This window comes from Exilibacterium tricleocarpae, from assembly GCF_007004655.1.
In the GTDB taxonomy this organism is placed as follows: Bacteria; Pseudomonadota; Gammaproteobacteria; order Pseudomonadales; family Cellvibrionaceae; genus Exilibacterium; species Exilibacterium tricleocarpae.
This window is the reverse complement of record NZ_ML660088.1, coordinates 133151-150198: the sequence shown is the minus strand read 5'-3', so window position 1 is coordinate 150198 and position 17048 is coordinate 133151. Positions and strand designations below refer to the sequence as shown.

The 17048-nt window shown below is 53.1% G+C and carries 30 protein-coding genes; 8 read left to right on the top strand and 22 right to left on the bottom strand.

The window, feature by feature from the left end; genetic code table 11:
• Window positions 1-7 precede the first annotated feature (7 nt).
• The 22 genes from FKG94_RS03295 to FKG94_RS03190 form a co-directional block, all read right to left on the bottom strand.
• The gene (locus FKG94_RS03295; protein WP_142902777.1) at window positions 8-295 is read right to left on the bottom strand and encodes a hypothetical protein; all 288 of its coding nucleotides are present in this window, start codon (window positions 293-295) and stop codon (window positions 8-10) included.
• Window positions 296-298: 3 nt separating this feature from the next.
• Window positions 299-667 (bottom strand): hypothetical protein, encoded by a 369-nt coding sequence (locus tag FKG94_RS03290; protein ID WP_142902776.1) that lies wholly within the window; start codon window positions 665-667, stop codon window positions 299-301.
• A gap of 374 nt (window positions 668-1041) precedes the next feature.
• Entirely contained in the window at window positions 1042-1320 is a 279-nt protein-coding gene (locus tag FKG94_RS03285; protein ID WP_142902775.1) for a hypothetical protein, read from the bottom strand.
• Window positions 1304-1495, bottom strand: a complete 192-nt coding sequence (locus FKG94_RS03280) for a hypothetical protein (RefSeq protein ID WP_142902774.1) — start codon at window positions 1493-1495, stop codon at window positions 1304-1306. Before FKG94_RS03280 ends, FKG94_RS03285 begins: the two co-directional genes overlap by 17 nt.
• Window positions 1496-1505: 10 nt before the next feature.
• Complete coding sequence (locus FKG94_RS03275) at window positions 1506-1736, bottom strand: hypothetical protein (protein WP_142902773.1); 231 nt, start codon at window positions 1734-1736, stop codon at window positions 1506-1508.
• 8 nt (window positions 1737-1744) lie between these two features.
• Complete coding sequence (locus FKG94_RS03270; RefSeq protein WP_142902772.1) at window positions 1745-1993, bottom strand: hypothetical protein; 249 nt, start codon at window positions 1991-1993, stop codon at window positions 1745-1747.
• Window positions 1994-2032: 39 nt separating this feature from the next.
• Window positions 2033-2245 carry a hypothetical protein gene (locus tag FKG94_RS03265; protein WP_142902771.1) on the bottom strand — a complete coding sequence of 71 codons (213 nt, stop codon included), beginning with the start codon at window positions 2243-2245 and terminating at the stop codon, window positions 2033-2035.
• A gap of 17 nt (window positions 2246-2262) precedes the next feature.
• On the bottom strand, window positions 2263-2520 hold the full coding sequence (locus tag FKG94_RS03260; RefSeq protein ID WP_142902770.1) for a hypothetical protein: 258 nt from the start codon (window positions 2518-2520) through the stop codon (window positions 2263-2265).
• Entirely contained in the window at window positions 2504-3454 is a 951-nt protein-coding gene (locus FKG94_RS03255; RefSeq protein ID WP_142902769.1) for a DUF5131 family protein, read from the bottom strand. The genes FKG94_RS03260 and FKG94_RS03255 overlap by 17 nt, the downstream gene beginning before the upstream one ends.
• Window positions 3454-3876 carry a hypothetical protein gene (locus tag FKG94_RS03250; RefSeq protein ID WP_142902768.1) on the bottom strand — a complete coding sequence of 141 codons (423 nt, stop codon included), beginning with the start codon at window positions 3874-3876 and terminating at the stop codon, window positions 3454-3456. The genes FKG94_RS03255 and FKG94_RS03250 overlap by 1 nt, the downstream gene beginning before the upstream one ends.
• Entirely contained in the window at window positions 3873-4181 is a 309-nt protein-coding gene (locus tag FKG94_RS03245; RefSeq protein ID WP_142902767.1) for a hypothetical protein, read from the bottom strand. The genes FKG94_RS03250 and FKG94_RS03245 overlap by 4 nt, the downstream gene beginning before the upstream one ends.
• 3 nt (window positions 4182-4184) lie before the next feature.
• Entirely contained in the window at window positions 4185-4466 is a 282-nt protein-coding gene (locus FKG94_RS03240; protein WP_142902766.1) for a hypothetical protein, read from the bottom strand.
• Between the two features lie 25 nt (window positions 4467-4491).
• Complete coding sequence (locus tag FKG94_RS03235) at window positions 4492-4812, bottom strand: acetyltransferase (RefSeq protein ID WP_142902765.1); 321 nt, start codon at window positions 4810-4812, stop codon at window positions 4492-4494.
• A 3-nt stretch (window positions 4813-4815) separates the two neighbouring features.
• Entirely contained in the window at window positions 4816-5340 is a 525-nt protein-coding gene (locus FKG94_RS03230; RefSeq protein WP_142902764.1) for a hypothetical protein, read from the bottom strand.
• Window positions 5337-7145 (bottom strand): DNA cytosine methyltransferase, encoded by a 1809-nt coding sequence (locus tag FKG94_RS03225; protein WP_142902763.1) that lies wholly within the window; start codon window positions 7143-7145, stop codon window positions 5337-5339. Before FKG94_RS03225 ends, FKG94_RS03230 begins: the two co-directional genes overlap by 4 nt.
• A gap of 71 nt (window positions 7146-7216) precedes the next feature.
• The gene (locus tag FKG94_RS03220) at window positions 7217-8038 is read right to left on the bottom strand and encodes a YfdQ family protein (RefSeq protein ID WP_142902762.1); all 822 of its coding nucleotides are present in this window, start codon (window positions 8036-8038) and stop codon (window positions 7217-7219) included.
• A 32-nt stretch (window positions 8039-8070) separates the two neighbouring features.
• The gene (locus FKG94_RS03215; protein WP_142902761.1) at window positions 8071-8313 is read right to left on the bottom strand and encodes a hypothetical protein; all 243 of its coding nucleotides are present in this window, start codon (window positions 8311-8313) and stop codon (window positions 8071-8073) included.
• A gap of 158 nt (window positions 8314-8471) precedes the next feature.
• Complete coding sequence (locus tag FKG94_RS03210; protein ID WP_142902760.1) at window positions 8472-8657, bottom strand: hypothetical protein; 186 nt, start codon at window positions 8655-8657, stop codon at window positions 8472-8474.
• A 16-nt stretch (window positions 8658-8673) separates the two neighbouring features.
• On the bottom strand, window positions 8674-9162 hold the full coding sequence (locus FKG94_RS03205; RefSeq protein WP_142902759.1) for a hypothetical protein: 489 nt from the start codon (window positions 9160-9162) through the stop codon (window positions 8674-8676).
• A gap of 12 nt (window positions 9163-9174) precedes the next feature.
• A complete protein-coding gene (locus FKG94_RS03200) occupies window positions 9175-9756 on the bottom strand; it encodes a deoxynucleotide monophosphate kinase family protein (RefSeq protein WP_142902758.1) in 582 nt (193 codons plus the stop codon).
• Complete coding sequence (locus FKG94_RS03195) at window positions 9747-10229, bottom strand: helix-turn-helix transcriptional regulator (protein ID WP_142902757.1); 483 nt, start codon at window positions 10227-10229, stop codon at window positions 9747-9749. The genes FKG94_RS03200 and FKG94_RS03195 overlap by 10 nt, the downstream gene beginning before the upstream one ends.
• 155 nt (window positions 10230-10384) lie before the next feature.
• Window positions 10385-10975, bottom strand: a complete 591-nt coding sequence (locus FKG94_RS03190) for a S24 family peptidase (protein ID WP_142902756.1) — start codon at window positions 10973-10975, stop codon at window positions 10385-10387.
• 230 nt (window positions 10976-11205) lie between these two features.
• Between FKG94_RS03190 and FKG94_RS03185 the strand changes: the two genes are divergently transcribed.
• From FKG94_RS03185 to FKG94_RS03155, 8 genes are all read left to right on the top strand, one after another.
• On the top strand, window positions 11206-11472 hold the full coding sequence (locus FKG94_RS03185) for a YdaS family helix-turn-helix protein (protein ID WP_142902755.1): 267 nt from the start codon (window positions 11206-11208) through the stop codon (window positions 11470-11472).
• A gap of 174 nt (window positions 11473-11646) precedes the next feature.
• Window positions 11647-12360, top strand: a complete 714-nt coding sequence (locus FKG94_RS29465) for a DnaT-like ssDNA-binding domain-containing protein (protein WP_425460029.1) — start codon at window positions 11647-11649, stop codon at window positions 12358-12360.
• A gap of 16 nt (window positions 12361-12376) precedes the next feature.
• The gene (locus tag FKG94_RS03180; protein WP_142902754.1) at window positions 12377-12730 is read left to right on the top strand and encodes an antiterminator Q family protein; all 354 of its coding nucleotides are present in this window, start codon (window positions 12377-12379) and stop codon (window positions 12728-12730) included.
• A 158-nt stretch (window positions 12731-12888) separates the two neighbouring features.
• Window positions 12889-13383: a hypothetical protein gene (locus FKG94_RS03175; protein ID WP_142902753.1), complete on the top strand. Its 495-nt coding sequence runs from the start codon at window positions 12889-12891 to the stop codon at window positions 13381-13383.
• Window positions 13376-13693, top strand: a complete 318-nt coding sequence (locus FKG94_RS03170) for a phage holin family protein (RefSeq protein ID WP_142902752.1) — start codon at window positions 13376-13378, stop codon at window positions 13691-13693. Before FKG94_RS03175 ends, FKG94_RS03170 begins: the two co-directional genes overlap by 8 nt.
• A gap of 35 nt (window positions 13694-13728) precedes the next feature.
• A complete protein-coding gene (locus FKG94_RS03165; RefSeq protein ID WP_142902751.1) occupies window positions 13729-14298 on the top strand; it encodes a hypothetical protein in 570 nt (189 codons plus the stop codon).
• A gap of 267 nt (window positions 14299-14565) precedes the next feature.
• Complete coding sequence (locus FKG94_RS03160) at window positions 14566-15069, top strand: hypothetical protein (RefSeq protein ID WP_142902750.1); 504 nt, start codon at window positions 14566-14568, stop codon at window positions 15067-15069.
• Window positions 14966-17047, top strand: a complete 2082-nt coding sequence (locus FKG94_RS03155) for a phage terminase large subunit family protein (RefSeq protein ID WP_179957470.1) — start codon at window positions 14966-14968, stop codon at window positions 17045-17047. Before FKG94_RS03160 ends, FKG94_RS03155 begins: the two co-directional genes overlap by 104 nt.
• The last annotated feature ends 1 nt before the right edge of the window (window position 17048 follow it).

Below are 17048 nucleotides of genomic sequence, written 5' to 3'. Positions count from 1 at the left end.
GTTTGTTCTATGCGTTGCCGGCCTGCTCGTGTGCAGGGGCGGTCGCTGGCTCTCCCCAGTCTGGTCTGGTGCTGGTGGTGTCTTCGATCAGATCGGCTACGCAGTCACGCATTAGGTCTATAAAGGAATTTTTTCTGTCAGGCCGACCGATGATTAGCGCCATTTTTACTGAGCCGAGCAGGTGTGCATTGTCCATGGTGCCAGGGAGGGCGTAGTAGGCATTCCAGTTCCCGCCTTCCTGTCGCATCGCCAAGCGGCCTACTTGCATGACATCGGTCTGTTTGTCGGATTGCATCGTTTAGTCCTCTGCAGTTTGTGGGAGTGGCGGCAGAGCCAGCCACCAGACTGTGGGTTTGTAAATCGGTTTGCCGTTGTAGGTTGTGGTGCCGTCGGCACGAACCGGTGTGGAAATGATCGGGCCAATGGCACTGCCGTCATTGGCCAGATAATAACGTACAACCTGCTGCCCAGGTTGGGTTGGCACTGATCCATCAATCCAGGTGTTTCCCAGCGTTGTTGCGTTGTGCCTCATCCACGCTGCCATCGGCGCGCCGGCCTTGCAGGTGTCACACTCGAGGGCGTCAACCTCTTGGTCGTCAACGTCCCAGATATTGGTTAGCAGGTTGGTGCCACCGCAAAAAGGGCAGTGCATTTGTTCGTGTTTCATACCTGTTGCCATTCGCTCTCAGTTATAGTGTGGCCGCAGTCACAATGATGAACATAGGTGTCCCAAGGGACTGTATGCTGCACCGTTGCGTCCTGGGCTAGTCCACACCTTGGGCAGACTATCTTTTCGGTGTGTTCTTCGTTGAAACCGCTGGCTAAATTTATGCATTCACTGCAGGCCATTCTTTTTTTTGATCGCGCGTATTCGACGCCGACCCCGCAATCTATTTTATGTCCGCACTCAAGGACGGCAGCGGCGCACTCACGGAAAAGAGTTTTGGTTGGGCCGGTATTTGATCTAACTTCAACGGACACCACCGTTTTTCTAGGGTTCTTTCTCATTAAGATGATCTCAGTTAGTACATTCACGGGCGACTAAAAGCTGGCCGGAGAAACCACGACATACCCGGCTTCTCTCAACAGGTTTTTAGCGCATTCGATATCACCCGCTTGCCTCTTTTTTCCTTTCGGCCCTGTATAGGATTTCGGGTCGCGTGGCAATGAAATCGAGTTGCGATGGCAAATTTTATGCAGGTTGTTAACAGAAACGCCCAACTCGTTTGCAATTTCCTGTGTCGAGGCAAGACCGGCCATATCTTGTATGACATGCAGCTTGCCTTTCCACTTGCTTTCACCTCTAACTCTTTGCCGCATTTATCTCTCCTGAAATAATAAGCTTCGCCATCGCCATCGCCAGGGCTCGCGTAGAGTTCCAGCTTTCGAGGTCTTCAATAAACGCCACCCGCTCCGCGCGGGAAAGTCGTCTTAGGGGCTTATAGTTTCCTGCAACGGCTTCCTTCTCGATCTGCGCAAAATCTGGGGTTGGCATGGTTTATCTCTCAGTTAGTACAGTCGTTTGCTTGTTCACTCAGAGCGGTAAAAAGCGCATCGCCAAGTTCACGGCTGACCAATATAGTGCCGTTAGGCAAAAAGTCGTGCGTTATGACCTTGACTGCGCCCACCTCGATTTGCCAGGGCGCCGCCTTCAATTTGGGCTTGAGACTCTCTATTTTCTGCTGGGCTTTAAGTAGCTGGATGAAAATATCGCTCTGATTTTTTGCTTGATTCATATGGATATCTATGTCTCAGTTAGTACAGCTACAGGGTGTTGCGCCCGGTACTCCGCAACGGTTTTCCCAAAGTGGATTTCGGCGCACTCTTTACAGTACCACTCGCCGCAATAGAGGCATTTGTATGCATTCTGCATCCACAGCTTTTTCTGGCATCCGCACCTAACAAATGGCCGATTTTTATCCATGGCCTGCTTGGTTTGCTGTGCCACAAATACCAGCTTTTTTTGCCAGTCAGAAAAGCTGATTTCCGCCACTTCTAAAACTCCCTGCCGGTACAAAATTGCGTCTTAGAATCAAATCAATGAAACCTGATCTACCCAATGCATAGCCTCTATAATTTGTTTGTCATCAGGTTTGTTTAACCCCAGTTCTATGCGTCTTTGACACCAGTATCTAACTGTATCAGCGGCAGCTTTGTCTCGCTCTAGCAGTACAAACAAAAGCTCGTCATCGTTTGCTTTGTTTAAACAGCTAGCGGGATTATTTACTTCATCGATCTTTATCATATCTCTACCTCCGTACATTATTGGGATTTGGGTAGCGTCGGCCACTTGCCGCCGTAGTGTAAAATGGCCCTGATAGACTCTTCTTTAGTGCTCCAGTCGAACTTGCCCCAGTAGCGCTTGGTCCCCCGATTTTTGCCGCTGCGGTGCTCTTGTAATGAGGCGTCAACACACTGCACGAACGCAAAGAGCTGGCCCTGGCTTTGCTCTACTTGCAGGTGGCAGTCCGGGCTGCATTCATCGAAAACTAAATTGTCGTGGTTATTTACAATTACCATAGGAGGTCTCCGTGTTAGGCCATTCGGTATGTTCTCTACCGTCTAATACCGGTTTCGCTTTTTTTTGGCCGGTCCGGTCTAGCCATTCACTGCCGGGGATCATGTTGCCGTTGTCATCGTTATACCAATTCGGCGCCCATGCTCCCCACTGCTTGAAAAAGAAAGCTGTTTTTGTGTCGGCGCACTGGTCTCGAATATTGCGCACCCAATCTGCTTGCATCGGTCTGGCATTGTGTCCGGACTCGCCGCCGACAACGACCCAATCGAGTGGGTGCCAGGCAGGTCGCGCGCCGATGAGTGCATCGACGTAACCACCACCGACTGCGATTTTTTTTAAATTGACGCCGCCGATCATCGGCTCTATCGACACCCAGCGGACAGCGGCTGGCGATTCCATCAGTAGTGCAATTCGATAGTCTGCCGTTAGCTGATCTTCAACACTCACGCCCAGCCAAATATTTCTGGGCGGCCAATGTTTGTGTTCCGGGATTTTGTCGTACTCGACATACTGCGCCGCCACATCTCCCAAATAGTCGGGCGAGCTGTTGAGGTGTTGCATAAACTTGAGCATGCGCTCCGGGCGCTTGGTGAGAATCTGAAACGTGTGTCGCGGCGTTAATGCCATCACCGCAAAAACATTCCAGATGTAATCCTCCGGCACTTTCTCGTGGAACAGATCGGACATCGAATTTACAAACACCCTCCGGGGCTTTATCCAATGTAATGGGTCCTCGAGTTTGTAGTCCACCAACTTAACCTCACCGTTCCACTGCCCGCCTTTAGCTATCAGCCCATGATAGGGCTGTCCGGAGCGTTTAAACCGGTTCGCGACGGTTTCGGCGTAACAGTTGCGGCAACCCTCTGACACGCGCGAGCAACCCCGTATCGGGTTCCAGGTCGTGTCCGTCCATTCGATACCTGTTTTGTCGGCCATTACTCGTCTCCAGGTGCTATGGCATTGCGGCTGTCACGCCTAGGTTGATAGCCGCTAATCGTAAAACATTCGTGCTCGATCTCGTGGAGCGCCAGGATGGCCATGTGATTGATACCTACTTGCAGACCCTTCTCCCAGTCATCCGCTACAATGGGTTCTTTGACGGGTTTGTTCGCGGCCTTGAAGTATGCGCGCAGTTTTTCAGCTTCAACGACAACAACCTCACTCTCTCCCGCAAACCGCACAGCAACATATACCAAAAGGACCGCTGTAGCCGCACAGACAACGCCAAACGCGGTAACGATCAATTGCAGCACAGGTGGGTAGTAGCTCGCCGTCCACAAATCGGGGGCAATATGGACAAAAATGCTTGCGGCAATAGTGCATTGTAGTAGAGCGATAATCAGAGCTAACACTATCATGTTTTTCTCCCTCTGCTTTTCTTTGCATTAAATTGTTCGATCAAGTACAAATCGTAATAGGCGCTGATGGGTGCATCGTAGTAGCGCCGGACGATGGGTTTCTGTTGCGGTTTCAACGCAAGGTTTTCCTTTGCGGCTTGGGTTTTGGATAGCAGTGTAAAGCCCATCCTTTCCATGCATTTTTGAAATGCTGATCCTTGCCCTGAACCTAGCTGTGCTGGATCGCCGTGCAGTCCGCAGTCTAAGACGTGTAACCACCGAATCATCGAGGTAGTTTGTCGTTTGATGTCGTGTAGGTTTGCCATGCTTTACAGTTTCCGTCCGGTGTGACTCTGCCAGTTTGCCGTTAGATCATTCTCGATTTTAATAATGAGTGCGGTTGCAGTTGTAATATCATCGCTGACAACAGCCGCAGTGAAATCATCATCAAGTGGCCACATCGTTATCGCCCGCATTTTGTCCTGTTCTGTAAATCGACCGCGTTTTTCAGCCTCAATGATCAATGTACCCCAGGCTGTTTTGTCTATCCTGGCGTAGACCAGTAACCGTCGGTTTGAGCAGTCTGGTAGTTTTTGTGCCGCACTGGCCATTGCTGCCTCCCGCTACTACATAGCGTTAGATTTCCTGTTCGTCATCGTCACAGTCAGACTCCAGGCTGCGCCCGCTGTAGGGTTGTCGCGGCAATTCATACGCGCTAATCGGCGCCGACTTGTACGCGTTAGCGGCCGCTGTGGCAATCTCCTGGGTCACTGGATTGATCGCATAGATGGCCGATGATCCCAATAGCCGTGTAAATGCCGGATTGTCGCCAGCGGCGGGCACGTCGACCCGCACGAAATTAGTCCCGCCGACTTGCTGTTCGGTGACCCAGCCGGCCATGCGTTGGTGGCCCATCAGTTCGACGATGGCCCATTGTTCGAATTTGTTGTCGTCCATTGGTTACTCTCCCGCAGATGCGTTGTTGTATTGGCATTTGACAGCGGCGTGTTGACTGCCTTGGCTCAGCGCCTCGACGGCGGCCGTGTTGGTGCTGGCGTAAAACATGGCGCCAATACCCGGTACCTTCCGCGACAGCACATCTACAATGTCCTGGACAAAGCCGGCTCGATTGGTGATCTGCACACCGAGGTCGAACGAGTGATACGAATTTTGAAATGCTTGAATGATGGGGTTAATCCCGGACTCAATCGTAAGCAGTCCCATAGACACCGTGGCGCTAAACGGTCGGCGGCTGTTTTCTGCATGCGTGATCGACTGCACCACTGTGCGGCCGTCTAACAGTTTTTTATCCCAGTCGGGGTCCACCACTCCATACTGTAGAGGTGGTTTGTTTTTGGATTGCCGGTAGCCGTCGATTTTTTTCTCAAGCCGTCGTAGACACTTTATCTCCGCGAATGACAGGGCATCGCCGATGTCCTCGGTGTCTAACACCATGTATCTGTCCGTGCTGTCGATGTTTTTCATAGCGTGTCCTGCGGTGGGTTGTTTTTGATGGTTGCCGCAATGGCTAACGGGCGTACCCATATCGGCGTAGACCCGAGTACAAACGTTTCTCCGCTCCAGGCCAGTAGCAGGGTAGTCCCCATGACTGAGGCGATAGCCTGTGCTGCGGGTGGTGGTACCATGTTGCCAATGCGTTCGCGCCAGGCGCTGTGGCTGTTGCCGCATAGGGTGAGGTCGTTGTCGGTATCCACCAGTCCCTGCAGAGCCGCCAACTCGAGCGTGGTAAACGGCCGATGCCAGGTGTTATCCAAGGCGCGGATCATGGTCACCAAGTTGTCGGTGGGGGCGGGGAGTTCCCGCGGGTCGGCCACGCTCCACTGCCCGTTGTCGTGTTTAGCGCTGGCCGTCACAGACCCGCTCGGGGCATCCCAGGGCAGCACGCCATAGTGGTTGGCGGTGAGGTAGTGATCGCCCTGGTGGCGATCGATGCCTGTGCGTGGATCGGCGACGGCAAACGCCCCTTCGCCCTTGCCACTACCGGCGATAACGGTGTGGGCCGGTTGGGCAAAAGGTGTTACTCGGTACTTGGGGAATGGTTTGCCTGGTATGTGCGGGCGCGGGTCGGCCACCGCCAGGCCGCCGGCGCTAGGGCCGCCACCAGCGGTCACCGCAGCGCTGTGGCGGTCCCAGGGGATAATGCGGTACACATTGTTGTGTCTCACTCCGGATAGCCGGGGATCAGCAATGGCGTACCGGCCGCCGCCGGGTGCCGACTGACCGCTGACAGCGCCGCAGGTCTCGGACCAAGTGCGCACCCCGTACTGCCCATACTCGTGGCCGCCTGGGTACCGGGGGTCTGCCACGCTAAACCGGCCGTTGGCGGGTCTGGACTGGCCGGTAACGGTGCCGGCGGTCTCATCCCAGCCCACGACGCCCAGGGCGCCGCGGTGGCCGTACCGCTCGGGGGTAATGAGGTAATCCCGCAGGTAGCCGTTCTCGATCGCCAGGCGCCGCAGGGACCGCCAGTCGCTGCCCGCCTCGACAAAGGCCAGACGAACCCAGGTTTTCCATTGCAGGCTCGGGAGTTGGTGCATGGCGCCGGCGCCGGGTGTGCCCGGTACCGGGAGTTTACCGATCACCTCGCCGACACCGCGCAGGGGGCGGGTTACCGGCTCATACAAAAACGGCGGCACTTTTTCGGCGTGCCGCGCCACCAACAGAAAGCGCCGGCGGCTCTGCGCCAGCCCGCCCAGTTCGCCGCAGTCGTGCGTGGTGCGGGCCACGGTGTAACCGTAGTGCGATAGCATGGCCTCGAGCTGGTCCAGCAGGGGACCGCCGCGGGTAGCGATACGCGGTACATTCTCCAGCAAAACAAACTCGGGCGGGTCATCTCGCCACGCCTCGAGTGTGAGCCACAAACCGCGCACGGTTAATCGGTTTAGCGCTTGGTAGCGTTTTGTGGCGCTGACGCGTTGGCTAAGTAGGCCAGAAAACCCTTTGCATGGGGGGCTGGTAAACACCATGTGTGGGCGTTCGTTGCCGGCAGCACGTCGGATGTCGTCAGGCGTCGCCTCTTGCCAATCGCTGGGCGGTTCCTGGCCGTGCCAGTCGATGTATTGCTGTCGGTCAAACAGGTCGAGCACGGCGCCCGGTACGCCGCTGACGGTGTTGAAATCTTTAATAGCGTTAGGATCGACATCGATGCCGCCCAGGCAGCGAAATTTTCCCTCAAGGCCGTTTATCCGTGCCTGACCGCGATTAAAACCGGCCGCGCCGCCGCCGATCCCGCAGAAGAGGTGAAAGTGTCGGATTTCCATTTTGTTCATTTGTGCATTCCTGAATTTAGAAAAAATCCCCGCCCGAAGGCGGGGCAAGCGACCACCAGCAAAGGGTAGGGTTAGCGCGGGTGCTCGCCGCGCAGAAGTTGGCCCAGGTTGGTCCCGTCCTCCACTGAGGCAATGACGTCGTTAACGGCGTCCTCAATGACGAGATGTGGCGTGATCAGCGTGTACCACATTTTCAATTGGCCGCCGTGGTTGCGATAGCGGAACCGCGCTTCGACTTTATAGGCGGGCGATCCGAGAAAGGGCTGTATGACCAGCTTAAAAACTTCGGGAATTTCCAGTTGCCCCATGATGCCGGCCTGGCCATTGATCGTTTCTTCGTATTGGATTTGGTTTTGCCCATTATCCAACCGAATTGACGATTTGAAATTTACGTCGGTTTTGCTTTTCAGTGTGGTCGCGATTTCCAGCATTTCGGCTGGATTCGGTTCATCGATTTGTTTGTAGTTTTCCTCGATGAATAGCGCAAAATTTTCCTGGCTCATGTGCTCGTTGTGATGCTTGGTCCACTGTTTCCACTCTGGTGTGTGCGGGCATTTGTATTCAGCTATATGACTACCCCAGGCGGGTTCTGTTGGCGACTGATGGTAGTCCAATACAGAGACAAACAGCCCGGCGGCCGGGTCAACAAAAATGGTGGAATGTTGGCTCGCGTAGCGGTTGTGGTAATCGATAAAGCTTTCCGGGCTGAGCAGTGTGATACGTTGTTCTAGCCGCGTTGGTCTCTCCTGGTGCTTTAGTGCGAGTGCTTCCAGCGCTTCGATCTTCATGTCTCGAGGTATCACATAGGTTGGGACACCAAAATGCTCAGCCGAAAACGTCTGATTTTTGCCCGCTTCAATAGCGTGTTGGATATTGCACTGATTCTGGTCCATGGTTTTTCCTGTGAGTTTCAAGTGAGTGAGGGTTAAACCTCTCGTGTTTCCTGAGTCGTTTCAGCGACCGACTTTGCGGGTTGATCTGTTCCGCCAATGGTCCGGAAGTCCAGGCTTCCTTGGCGCGGGTCGCTGCGTTGTAAGTTGCCGTCGGGCGTGCCAAACATTATGGTTTTCCCCGGTTCGAACTCCGGCCGTTTTTCAGTGATGGCGCTCTCCAGAAAGTATTGTCCGGTCTCGCCCTTGTCAGGTTTGATGCTGATTTTCAGTGTCAAGCTGCCTGCTTTACCAGTGTCCCGGCACGCGTTTACCAGTTCGTTTAGTTTTTTGCTTAATTCCTCTTGCCGCCGGCCGCTGTTTAGCTCTGAGACGGTGTGGATATAGAGGTCTGGTCTGTATGGCATGTTTCGCTCCTAAAAAGTTATGCCTGTGGTTAATCTAGTGTACCGGCTTCATCTAACTCATAAATGACGTAAAGCGCGATTTTTTTGGCCAGGTTGTTTTCATTTTCCGTTAACGTTTTTCGCTCATCGGTGCTTAACTTCTCTGTGTTGATCAGGTGCAGCTCTTTGAGGTCCTGGGCCCATTTTTTAACGCCTTTGGGTATCTCAACATTCATAATGGCTCCTCAACTGTTAGTTGTCGGCCACGCTGCCGTCGATCTCGATACCTATATTTTTGAGATCTTTCAGGTAGCTGCGGTGTGCGGCCTCGGCGCGCTGTTTGATGGTTCTTTTTCGTACATTGCCCGCGGGTGTGATCTGGGTTTGCAGATCAATTGGCGGCATCTCGGGCATTTCGTAGCCGTCTGGGTCCTGCATGATCTTTTTTACTTCGAGAAAGCCGCGGCGCGTGAATATCACGATGTAGTACTCGCGATTTCGCTCACGGTTGGGGCCATCACCAAAGGTGAGCTTTTGCGTGTATGCCCAACCCAGGCGCTTGATGCCGTCGCGGGGGAGGTTGTGCCGATCGCCAGCCATGCCGTGCTTGGTGTCGGTTTGCAAAAAACCGACTTCGCGCAGTGTTTTTAGCAACTTCAGCTTTGAGACACCAAGTACCTCGGCAGCACTGTTGCTGTCGTGCTCGCCAGGTTTGAGTTTTAAGTCGCGCGCCTTTTTCATAGTGGTCACCGCTTACGTTACGGGTAGTCCGCTATTGGTGCGGATTAGCTGGATAACGCTGTCCAGTTTTTTGTGGAGTTGTTCCACGGTACCGTTGTTCTGAATGACGATATCGGCGCGGTCGACCTCCACGCCTAAGTCGATCACATCAAAATCAGCTGGCGCTTTGTCTTGCTTTATGTGGATCACCTGGCCGCCGTTAAACCGTACCCACTCGGCTTCTGTGTCCAGTTTGACGTCTGTAACAAGATTGCCGTTAAATAGATTATTGGATGCCTCCTCGCATTGGATGCGGTGCTCCAGTTGGCGGAGTAGAAAAAACACATCGACTTGTTCGCGGTAAAACTTTCCCACATCGCGAAGGAACTGCCGCTTTGTCCGGTTACCGAGCATGCCTATCGTTTGATCTTTTTCGAGGTTTTTAAAAATCTCAAAATCCATGTTGATGGTCGCCGCGCAGCACCGAAGGATAGGGAGGGCAATCGCATGTGGGCGCAGTTCCAGGTGGCGGGCCAGGTACATCGCGGCGCCATGCCGTCCAGTGCCTGAGACGCCCGAGACCCCAATCAGGATATTGGTTTCGGTTACTGCCATGGCTTTATGCCTCCGCTATAGTCGTCGATGAAAAACTTGCCTTGTTCTTCATCCCACCAAGGGATGATTTTTTTGTTGTTTCGCGTGCGATGTGTTCGCCCTGGGCGATGGCGAACACGGAGTTGATCGGGGTCGCGGCTAGCGCTTGCTGGATTGCTGAGGGTTGTCAATCCGATCAGGAAAGCGGCCGCCATGAAGTTCAGTAGTCGCAGGTAGCCGTTTAGAAATGCTCGGGCTATTAGAGCCGTTTCCCGGGTGGTCTGTAGTTTGAAATGCAGCTCGCGGATAAGGTTGCGGGCGTTATCGGCGCTGCAATCCATTTCCTCTGCGATCTGTCCCTGAGTTAGGCCTGCAGATTTATATAGCAGTGCGAGTGATTGTCGCGGGGGTAGTTTCACCGCTTCAATACGGTTCAATGAATACCCGTGTGCGGTTCGTTCGATGAGATGTTCAGCGTAAGGTGAGTGCGACATGGTGCTTGAATCCTTAGCATCTAGAATACAAATATATTTGTATTAAAGGATACAGATAAACTTGCATCTGTCAACAGGATTCTTTGTGATTTGAGGTAATTATTGGTGTTGTGGGTATGGATTCGGCGGTTTGGCTAGGATTGTTGTGCTGGTTCTTAAAACTTGAGGCTGCCTGTTATCACGGCGCTGACCATGGACCCGATTACGATGTCGCCAGGCTGAAGGCGGGGGAGTATTTCTGGATTGTAGCTGGTTTTGAGCGTTTGCAGATAGGTTTCGGTGGGTTCTTTGGCGAGTTTTCGGAAGACGACTTTGTCGTCTTTTTCAACATAAATCAGCGCAAGTTTATGCTTTGTTTCTTGTGGTTCGAGCCCTGGTGCTATTATCACCATAGCCCCTTCGGGAATAGATAATCCTGTATCTCGCTGCATGCTCTCGCCTTGCATTTCAAATGCAAACAAGTGCTCTGTGTCGGTTGGTAGGCTATTTGTCACTGCGTAAAGCATAAACTCGCCGGTTTTACTCGATAGTTCCTGCCAGTTTATGGCGTCGGCCATGTTTATTATTGGGACTTGGATTACTCTTGCGTAGTCACTATTCTGTGATGGGGCATGCGGCAGATGATAAGGCTTGTTGGGGCCTACTCCGCGCTCCAGCCAGATAGGGTTCACGTCTAGCATCTGTGCCATTTTATTGGTGTGGGCAGATCCTTGGCCTTTTCTGCAGAGGTACTGTACTGTCTGCACGCTAACTCCTGTTCTTCGTGCCAACTCGGATTTGGACATGTTGGCCCACTCGAGCGCAGATCGCAGCCGCTTGGCGTAGCTAGATTTTTCCTCGTGTTCAGCCATTCTCATAAGTACACAGTTTTTAGAGAAGATACAGATTGTTTTGTAGCAAGTCTCTACAAGTATTTTGTTGAATCTCTACAAAAATATTTGTATTCTGGTGATCTGTAACATCTCTGGAGGTGGGTATGAGTGGCGTTTTCGCGTCCGATGATAGCACTGCTACTGGTTTGGCGGCAGAGCATGAGGCGCTGTTGTGGGTTATTGAGGTTTTGGGTGGGCAGACGGCGACTGCTCGCGCTGCAAAGGTCAAACAGCAAAGCGTCTCTTATTGGGTGAAAACTAGCCACAAGATACCTGCTGAGAGGCTGCCTGCTGTTGTTGCCGCGCTTAAGAAAAAAGGCATGATTGTCACTAACTCCCGTCTACGTCCTGACATTTATGGCGCTGGCTAATTGGCTGTAGTTGGACGTGCGTTGGTTGCACCCTCTGCTATTTGGCTGCAGGTTAACTCAAGTGTAGTTGTTTAAGAATGTATGTATTTTTATACAGTATTTAGTCTTTTATAACATGTTGTCATCAGGGGTTATTCGGAGAGTTTTGTGCAGCAAGCTGAGTTTGACAGTGTGATGTTGCCGTCCGATTTGCCACACGAATGTAAACTGATTTATATTTATTTTCGACGTTGGGTAGATTATGATTCTGGGTGTGTTGGGTACACACGCCGTGTTAGCTACCAGAGTATCCGCGAATTCCTTGAGTACCTGCCACATAGGAACTCTAACGAAATTAAGAAAATTTACAGCCGAGATCAGATAAAGCGCTACTTATCTCGGTTGATCAATGCCGGTTTCATCGAACCGCTTCACGACCGCACTTCTCCGCGAAATAGCATGATTTTTAAACTCTCCCTGATGGACATAGGGGGAGTCCGTCCGCATGAAGCGCGCCATAAGCGCGCCACAAGAAGCCCGCCACATGAGAATCCAGTAACTACGGGGCCTGGAGGGGTAGAGCCCGCCAGGAGCGCGCCACAAGAAGCGCGCCACACCTCCGTATTATCCGATATTAGTAATAACAAGTGTATAAATAAATATATATATACGCGCACGCGCGCGCGCGCAGGGGAGGTGATTCCCACTGACTGGAAACCACCCGATGATTTGGTTGATCGGTTGTCGATGCTGCACCGACTGAGCGTGGGTGTTGTCGAGCGGAAGGGGTTAGAGTTCCGGGTTTATTGGCGGGACCGGGGTGACGCAAGGGTCGATTGGGAGTGGTTATTTAGCGAGTACGTTGCAAACAGTCCGGAGGCGGCAGCGTCTTGTCGGAAGAATTCATGACATCTGAGGGCAAAAAATGAGCTTTGAGGAAACCGAGCAGAAGTTAACGCAATGGGGGCAATGGGTAATTTTTGCGAGCGGTGTTACCGGCTATGTGTCGCCGGCGTTTGCGTTGATCAAGGGTAACATGGGGGCTGTCTACCCTCAGCCCTGTATCAGCGACGATGAGGCGTTGCTCGTTGATCGAGCTGTCGGACGACTATTAGGGCGGGATCGCGAATTGGGTCGCTGTGTGGTGTTGTATTTTGTGCGGGGTTTGACTGTCAGGGCGTTGGGAAAAGAGCTAGGGCTTAGCAAGGACCGAGCGGCTACCAGTCTGCGTGCTGGGGTAGCTTGGGTTGACTCCGACTTAAGCCGGGTCGCGGCTTAGCTGAAAAAATATTTGCGCTGTCTAGACAAAAACTGTAGGATTCTGCCAACACTGCGGTTTTGCCGCTTAAGCAGATCGTCAGTGTACAAGAACTCTATTAAAAACCGCATTCGGGCGACCGGCTGCGGTTTTTTATTGCCTGAAATCCGGGGATGATTATGTACTACGGTTTGGCCAAGCGGGTGCATGCGGTAGAAATCGCTAAAGCTGTGTGTAACGTGTTGGGCAATGGCGCCAACCGAAATGCCGATAGGTTGCTGCTCGAGACGGCGGCCCAAGAGACACGACTAGGGACTTATCGGGATTTGACACCCTACGCCGCAGGGACTGGGCTTTGCCAGGTTGACCAGATTGGGTTCGATGATGTGTTAACGCGGACGCGCGATGTCCATCGCTACAAGACTATCGAATATTTTGGTATTGACCTGTCGCTGGTTCACTACCGAGAGTTAGAGCTAAGTCCGCTGCTATCTTTCGTGGTATGCCGTTTATTTTATTTGTTAATCCCCGATCCTATTCCACAGAGCCTGGCCGAGCGCGCCGGCTATTGGAAGCGGCACTACAACACCGTGGCTGGAAAAGGGTCTGTTGGCGAGTATATGCGAAATGCCACATTGCTCGATGATTTAAGTGAGTCAATCACAGATGATTGAGAAAGACCCGTTTGGCTATAGCTTGCTGACCTATCTTTGGGTATTTGGGTTGTCAGCTTGGGGTGGATTGGCAAGCTACTTTCGGAACGTCCGCGACGGTCATACAAAGCGGTTCTCCATTCTTGAGCTGGTCGGTGAAATGGTAATATCAGCCTTTGCCGGCATGTTGACGTTTTGGTTATGTGAGTTGGCGGCGTTTCCACCACTGCTGACGGCGGCGTTCGTTGGTGTCTCTGGGCATATGGGCAGCCGCGCAATAGCGTTGTTAGAGCAAAGCTTGCAGCGCAAGTTTGGCGGTCGTTCAGAATAGTTCCACGGGGAACATCTACTAGCGAGTAGTGCGCGATGAATTGGAAATCGTTTCTAAAATCTATGGCCACGGTTGCAATAGGTCAGCACCCGGTTGGTGCTGCGTTATTGAGTATCGTCAATAAGTATTTACCTGTGACCGATGCGCTACCGGCCACCGCTACTGGTGTTGACGTGGAATCAGCTATCGGTGGTTTAACCGCAGGCGATCGAGCAAAGGTGTATCAACAATTCGCTGCTGTGCGTATTGCTGAGTCCCAGAACTTTACCGCTAATGTGCGAGCGATGGCCCAAGTCGATATGACTGGACATTCAACACGCCCGCTAATTGCGTTGATGATGGCGTGGTTGGTTGTCGTGTGTGCGCTCGCTACTGTTGGCGGCTATGTGTACGCCATTGTGTTGGCTGATGCAGTGATGGCAAAGAGTGTTGCGGATAGTTGGTTGTTCGTGGGGGCTGTGTTGGCTACGCCAACCTACCTGCTGCGTGCCTACTTTGGTTTACGCACGACTGAAAAGCAGTCGCGCTACGCGGCCAGCAATGGCGAGTTCTCGATGATGCAAGATCAGGGGCTGCTGTCGCGTTGGTTTGGCGGGAAGAGCTGAGGGCGTTGCTTGCCGGCAATGGGTCCTCCCTGAGGCCGGTAGCGTACGGGGGTACTGCACGCAGGTTAATTGAAAAGTCGCGGGCGCATAGGGGGTTCCGCTTCCTGTCTGATAGCCGGTCTTGCTTATTGGTCGGGTGGTAGGGGGGCTATTGGGTCCTTCCCGGGGAAACTGAAGTACGGAGCGCTGCGGCGCGGATTCTCGCTAATAACAAAAGTCTAAGGGGGGTTGTAGTGGTAGGCGAATATCTGATTCGGGTGACGCCGAATGTGGCCTAACCCCGTCGAAAAAGCGGTCCAGACCCGCTTTGCCCAGTTCGTCGGCATATCGCAGCAAGCTGTGAGCCAATTGAAAGACAAGGGGGTGCTTGCCGAGGGTGGTACTTATCGCGAATGGCTGTTGGCCTACGTGGAACGCCTCCGCACAGAGGCGGCCGGACGTGACCAAGGTGACCGGTTGTCCTCGGCTCGGATTCGGGAAACGGAAATGTCAGCCAATCTGAAAGAGATTGAATACATGGACCGTATGAAGCTCGTCGTATGGCGGGAGGATATTGCCCCGCTTTTGGAGAATCTATGTCTGTCGATTCAATCCCAGGTGATGAATGCTAAGGACAAGATCATCGAAGCGATCGAGTCTAAGCACGCATTGACTTTGGATGATGACAGTGTCGACAAACACCTACGTGCCGCCTTGGATGCTGTTGCAGGCAGCGCGGGCGAACTTGCACAGCATCTTTTGCCAAGCGCTGAGGAAACTACAACCGGCTGATCGCGTTGATACGGCTGAATGGGCGCAAGCTTATCTGAAACTACCGAAAGAAAATAGTGATACACCAGGCGAGTACGATCTGTACTACGCACCGTACCTGTACGGTATTTTCGCTGCGCTTGATGATCCCGACATTCCGGAGGTCAACTGCATGAAAGCGGCGCAAGTCGCGTGGACGACGGCGCTGATTGCCTACATCCTGAAGCGGGTTGACTGTGACCCGTCGGCGATTATCGGCATGTTTGCCGGGGAGGGCGCGGCACGGGAATTCAGTGATGAAAAGCTTGTGCCTATTGTCAAAGAAACAGCGCGCGTCCAAGCGAAAATTGATATTTCGATGTCACGTCGTTCAGGTAACCGGACATTACACCGAAATTTCCCAGGCGGTTTCTTAAAGCTGATCAGCTCTAACGCCATTAGGTCAGTAAAGTCCACGCCCGCGAAAGTGTTATTTGTCGAAGAGCCCGACGACAGCAACGAGAATGTGAAAGAGCAGGGCGATTCCGTGTTGCTGTTGTGGGAGCGGGCGAAGCGGCAGCGAAAGCCTAAGAAAATCTTAGGCGGCACGCCAGCGTTAAAGGGCTTCTCTCGCGTTGAGCGACACATTCTTCGATCGGATCGGCGGGTGTTACCGGTGGCTTGCCATGCCTGTGGTGAAAAGCATGTCTTGGATTTTGACCATGTCAAATGGGATGAGGCAGAGATGCCCTGGCACGAAGAGTACGGGCGAGCGTTGCCCGACACAGCGTTCTATGTTTGTCCACACTGCGGCGTTACTTGGGACGATTACCAGCGCAAAGAGAACATTCGCGATACCGTGATGGCAGCGATTGCAGCGGGTGATCTTAACTGTGGATGGGTTGCACAAGGCACGTTTGCCGGTGTGGCTGGTTTTATGGAGCTGAGCGAGCTGTACAGCTGTCTGCCGGGCGCCGGTATGCGGGAGCTGGTTGAAGCCAAGCTGCAGGCCGATCACCGAAAAGCACAGGGTGATGACAATGCGGAAATTGTATTCGTCAACTCAAAGTTGGGGCGGCCGTATGAGTACGATGATGGGCGGGACGATGCCCAGTCGCTACGCGAGCGGGCAAAGCAAGACGAGTTTTCCCAGGGCGCGGAATTGGTGTGTCCAGCACAGGGCTTATTGGTGACCTGTGGCATTGATGTGCAACATGATCGGGTGGAATTGGTGTTCCGAGCGTGGGGCGTCGGTGAAGAAAGCTGGCTTCTTTACTATGGCGCGATTTATGCCGACGGTAGCTGCGCTGATAAAAATGATGCGGTTTGGCCGGCATTGGATAGCCAAATTTTTGCGTCTATTCGACACGCGACGGGCTGTCAGATTTATGTCAAGGCAATTTCAATCGACAGCAGTGATGGTGCCACGAGCGATGCGGTATACCACTGGGTGCGTTCGCGCCAGAAGCAATACCGCGAGCGATTGGTAATGGCGATCAAAGGGGCAAGCCTCGGTGACCCGGAAATTTTCTCGACACCCAAGGTGAAATCCGTCGACCATAAAAACCCGAAAAAACAGACGAAGGCTGATAAGTACGGCGTCAAGGTGTTCAGCGTTGGTACTAACAAAGCAAAAGATTGGTTGGCCGCCCATATGAAGTTGTTCGGGGCTGGACCCGGGCGCTTCCACTACTACCAGGGTGTCCGGGATGACTACTTCGATCACATGACCGCTGAGGCCAAAATACCCAGTAAGCGATCCCCCGGCAAAAAAGTGTGGGAGTGTAAGTCCGGGCGCCGTTGCGAGGCGTGGGACTGTGAGGTGTATGCACTCCATGCTGCTCGCGCGAAGCGAGTGCATTTGATGCAGCTGGATGCCTGGCTAACCCTGGAAGCCGAGCTGAAACAGAACGATCTGTTCACCGTCGCACCGACGACGGATTTGGTGTCGCTACCGGCTGTCGATTCTGACCCCGTGCGCGGCGATGCACGCAGACCCTCTACCTTTTGGAATCGTTGAT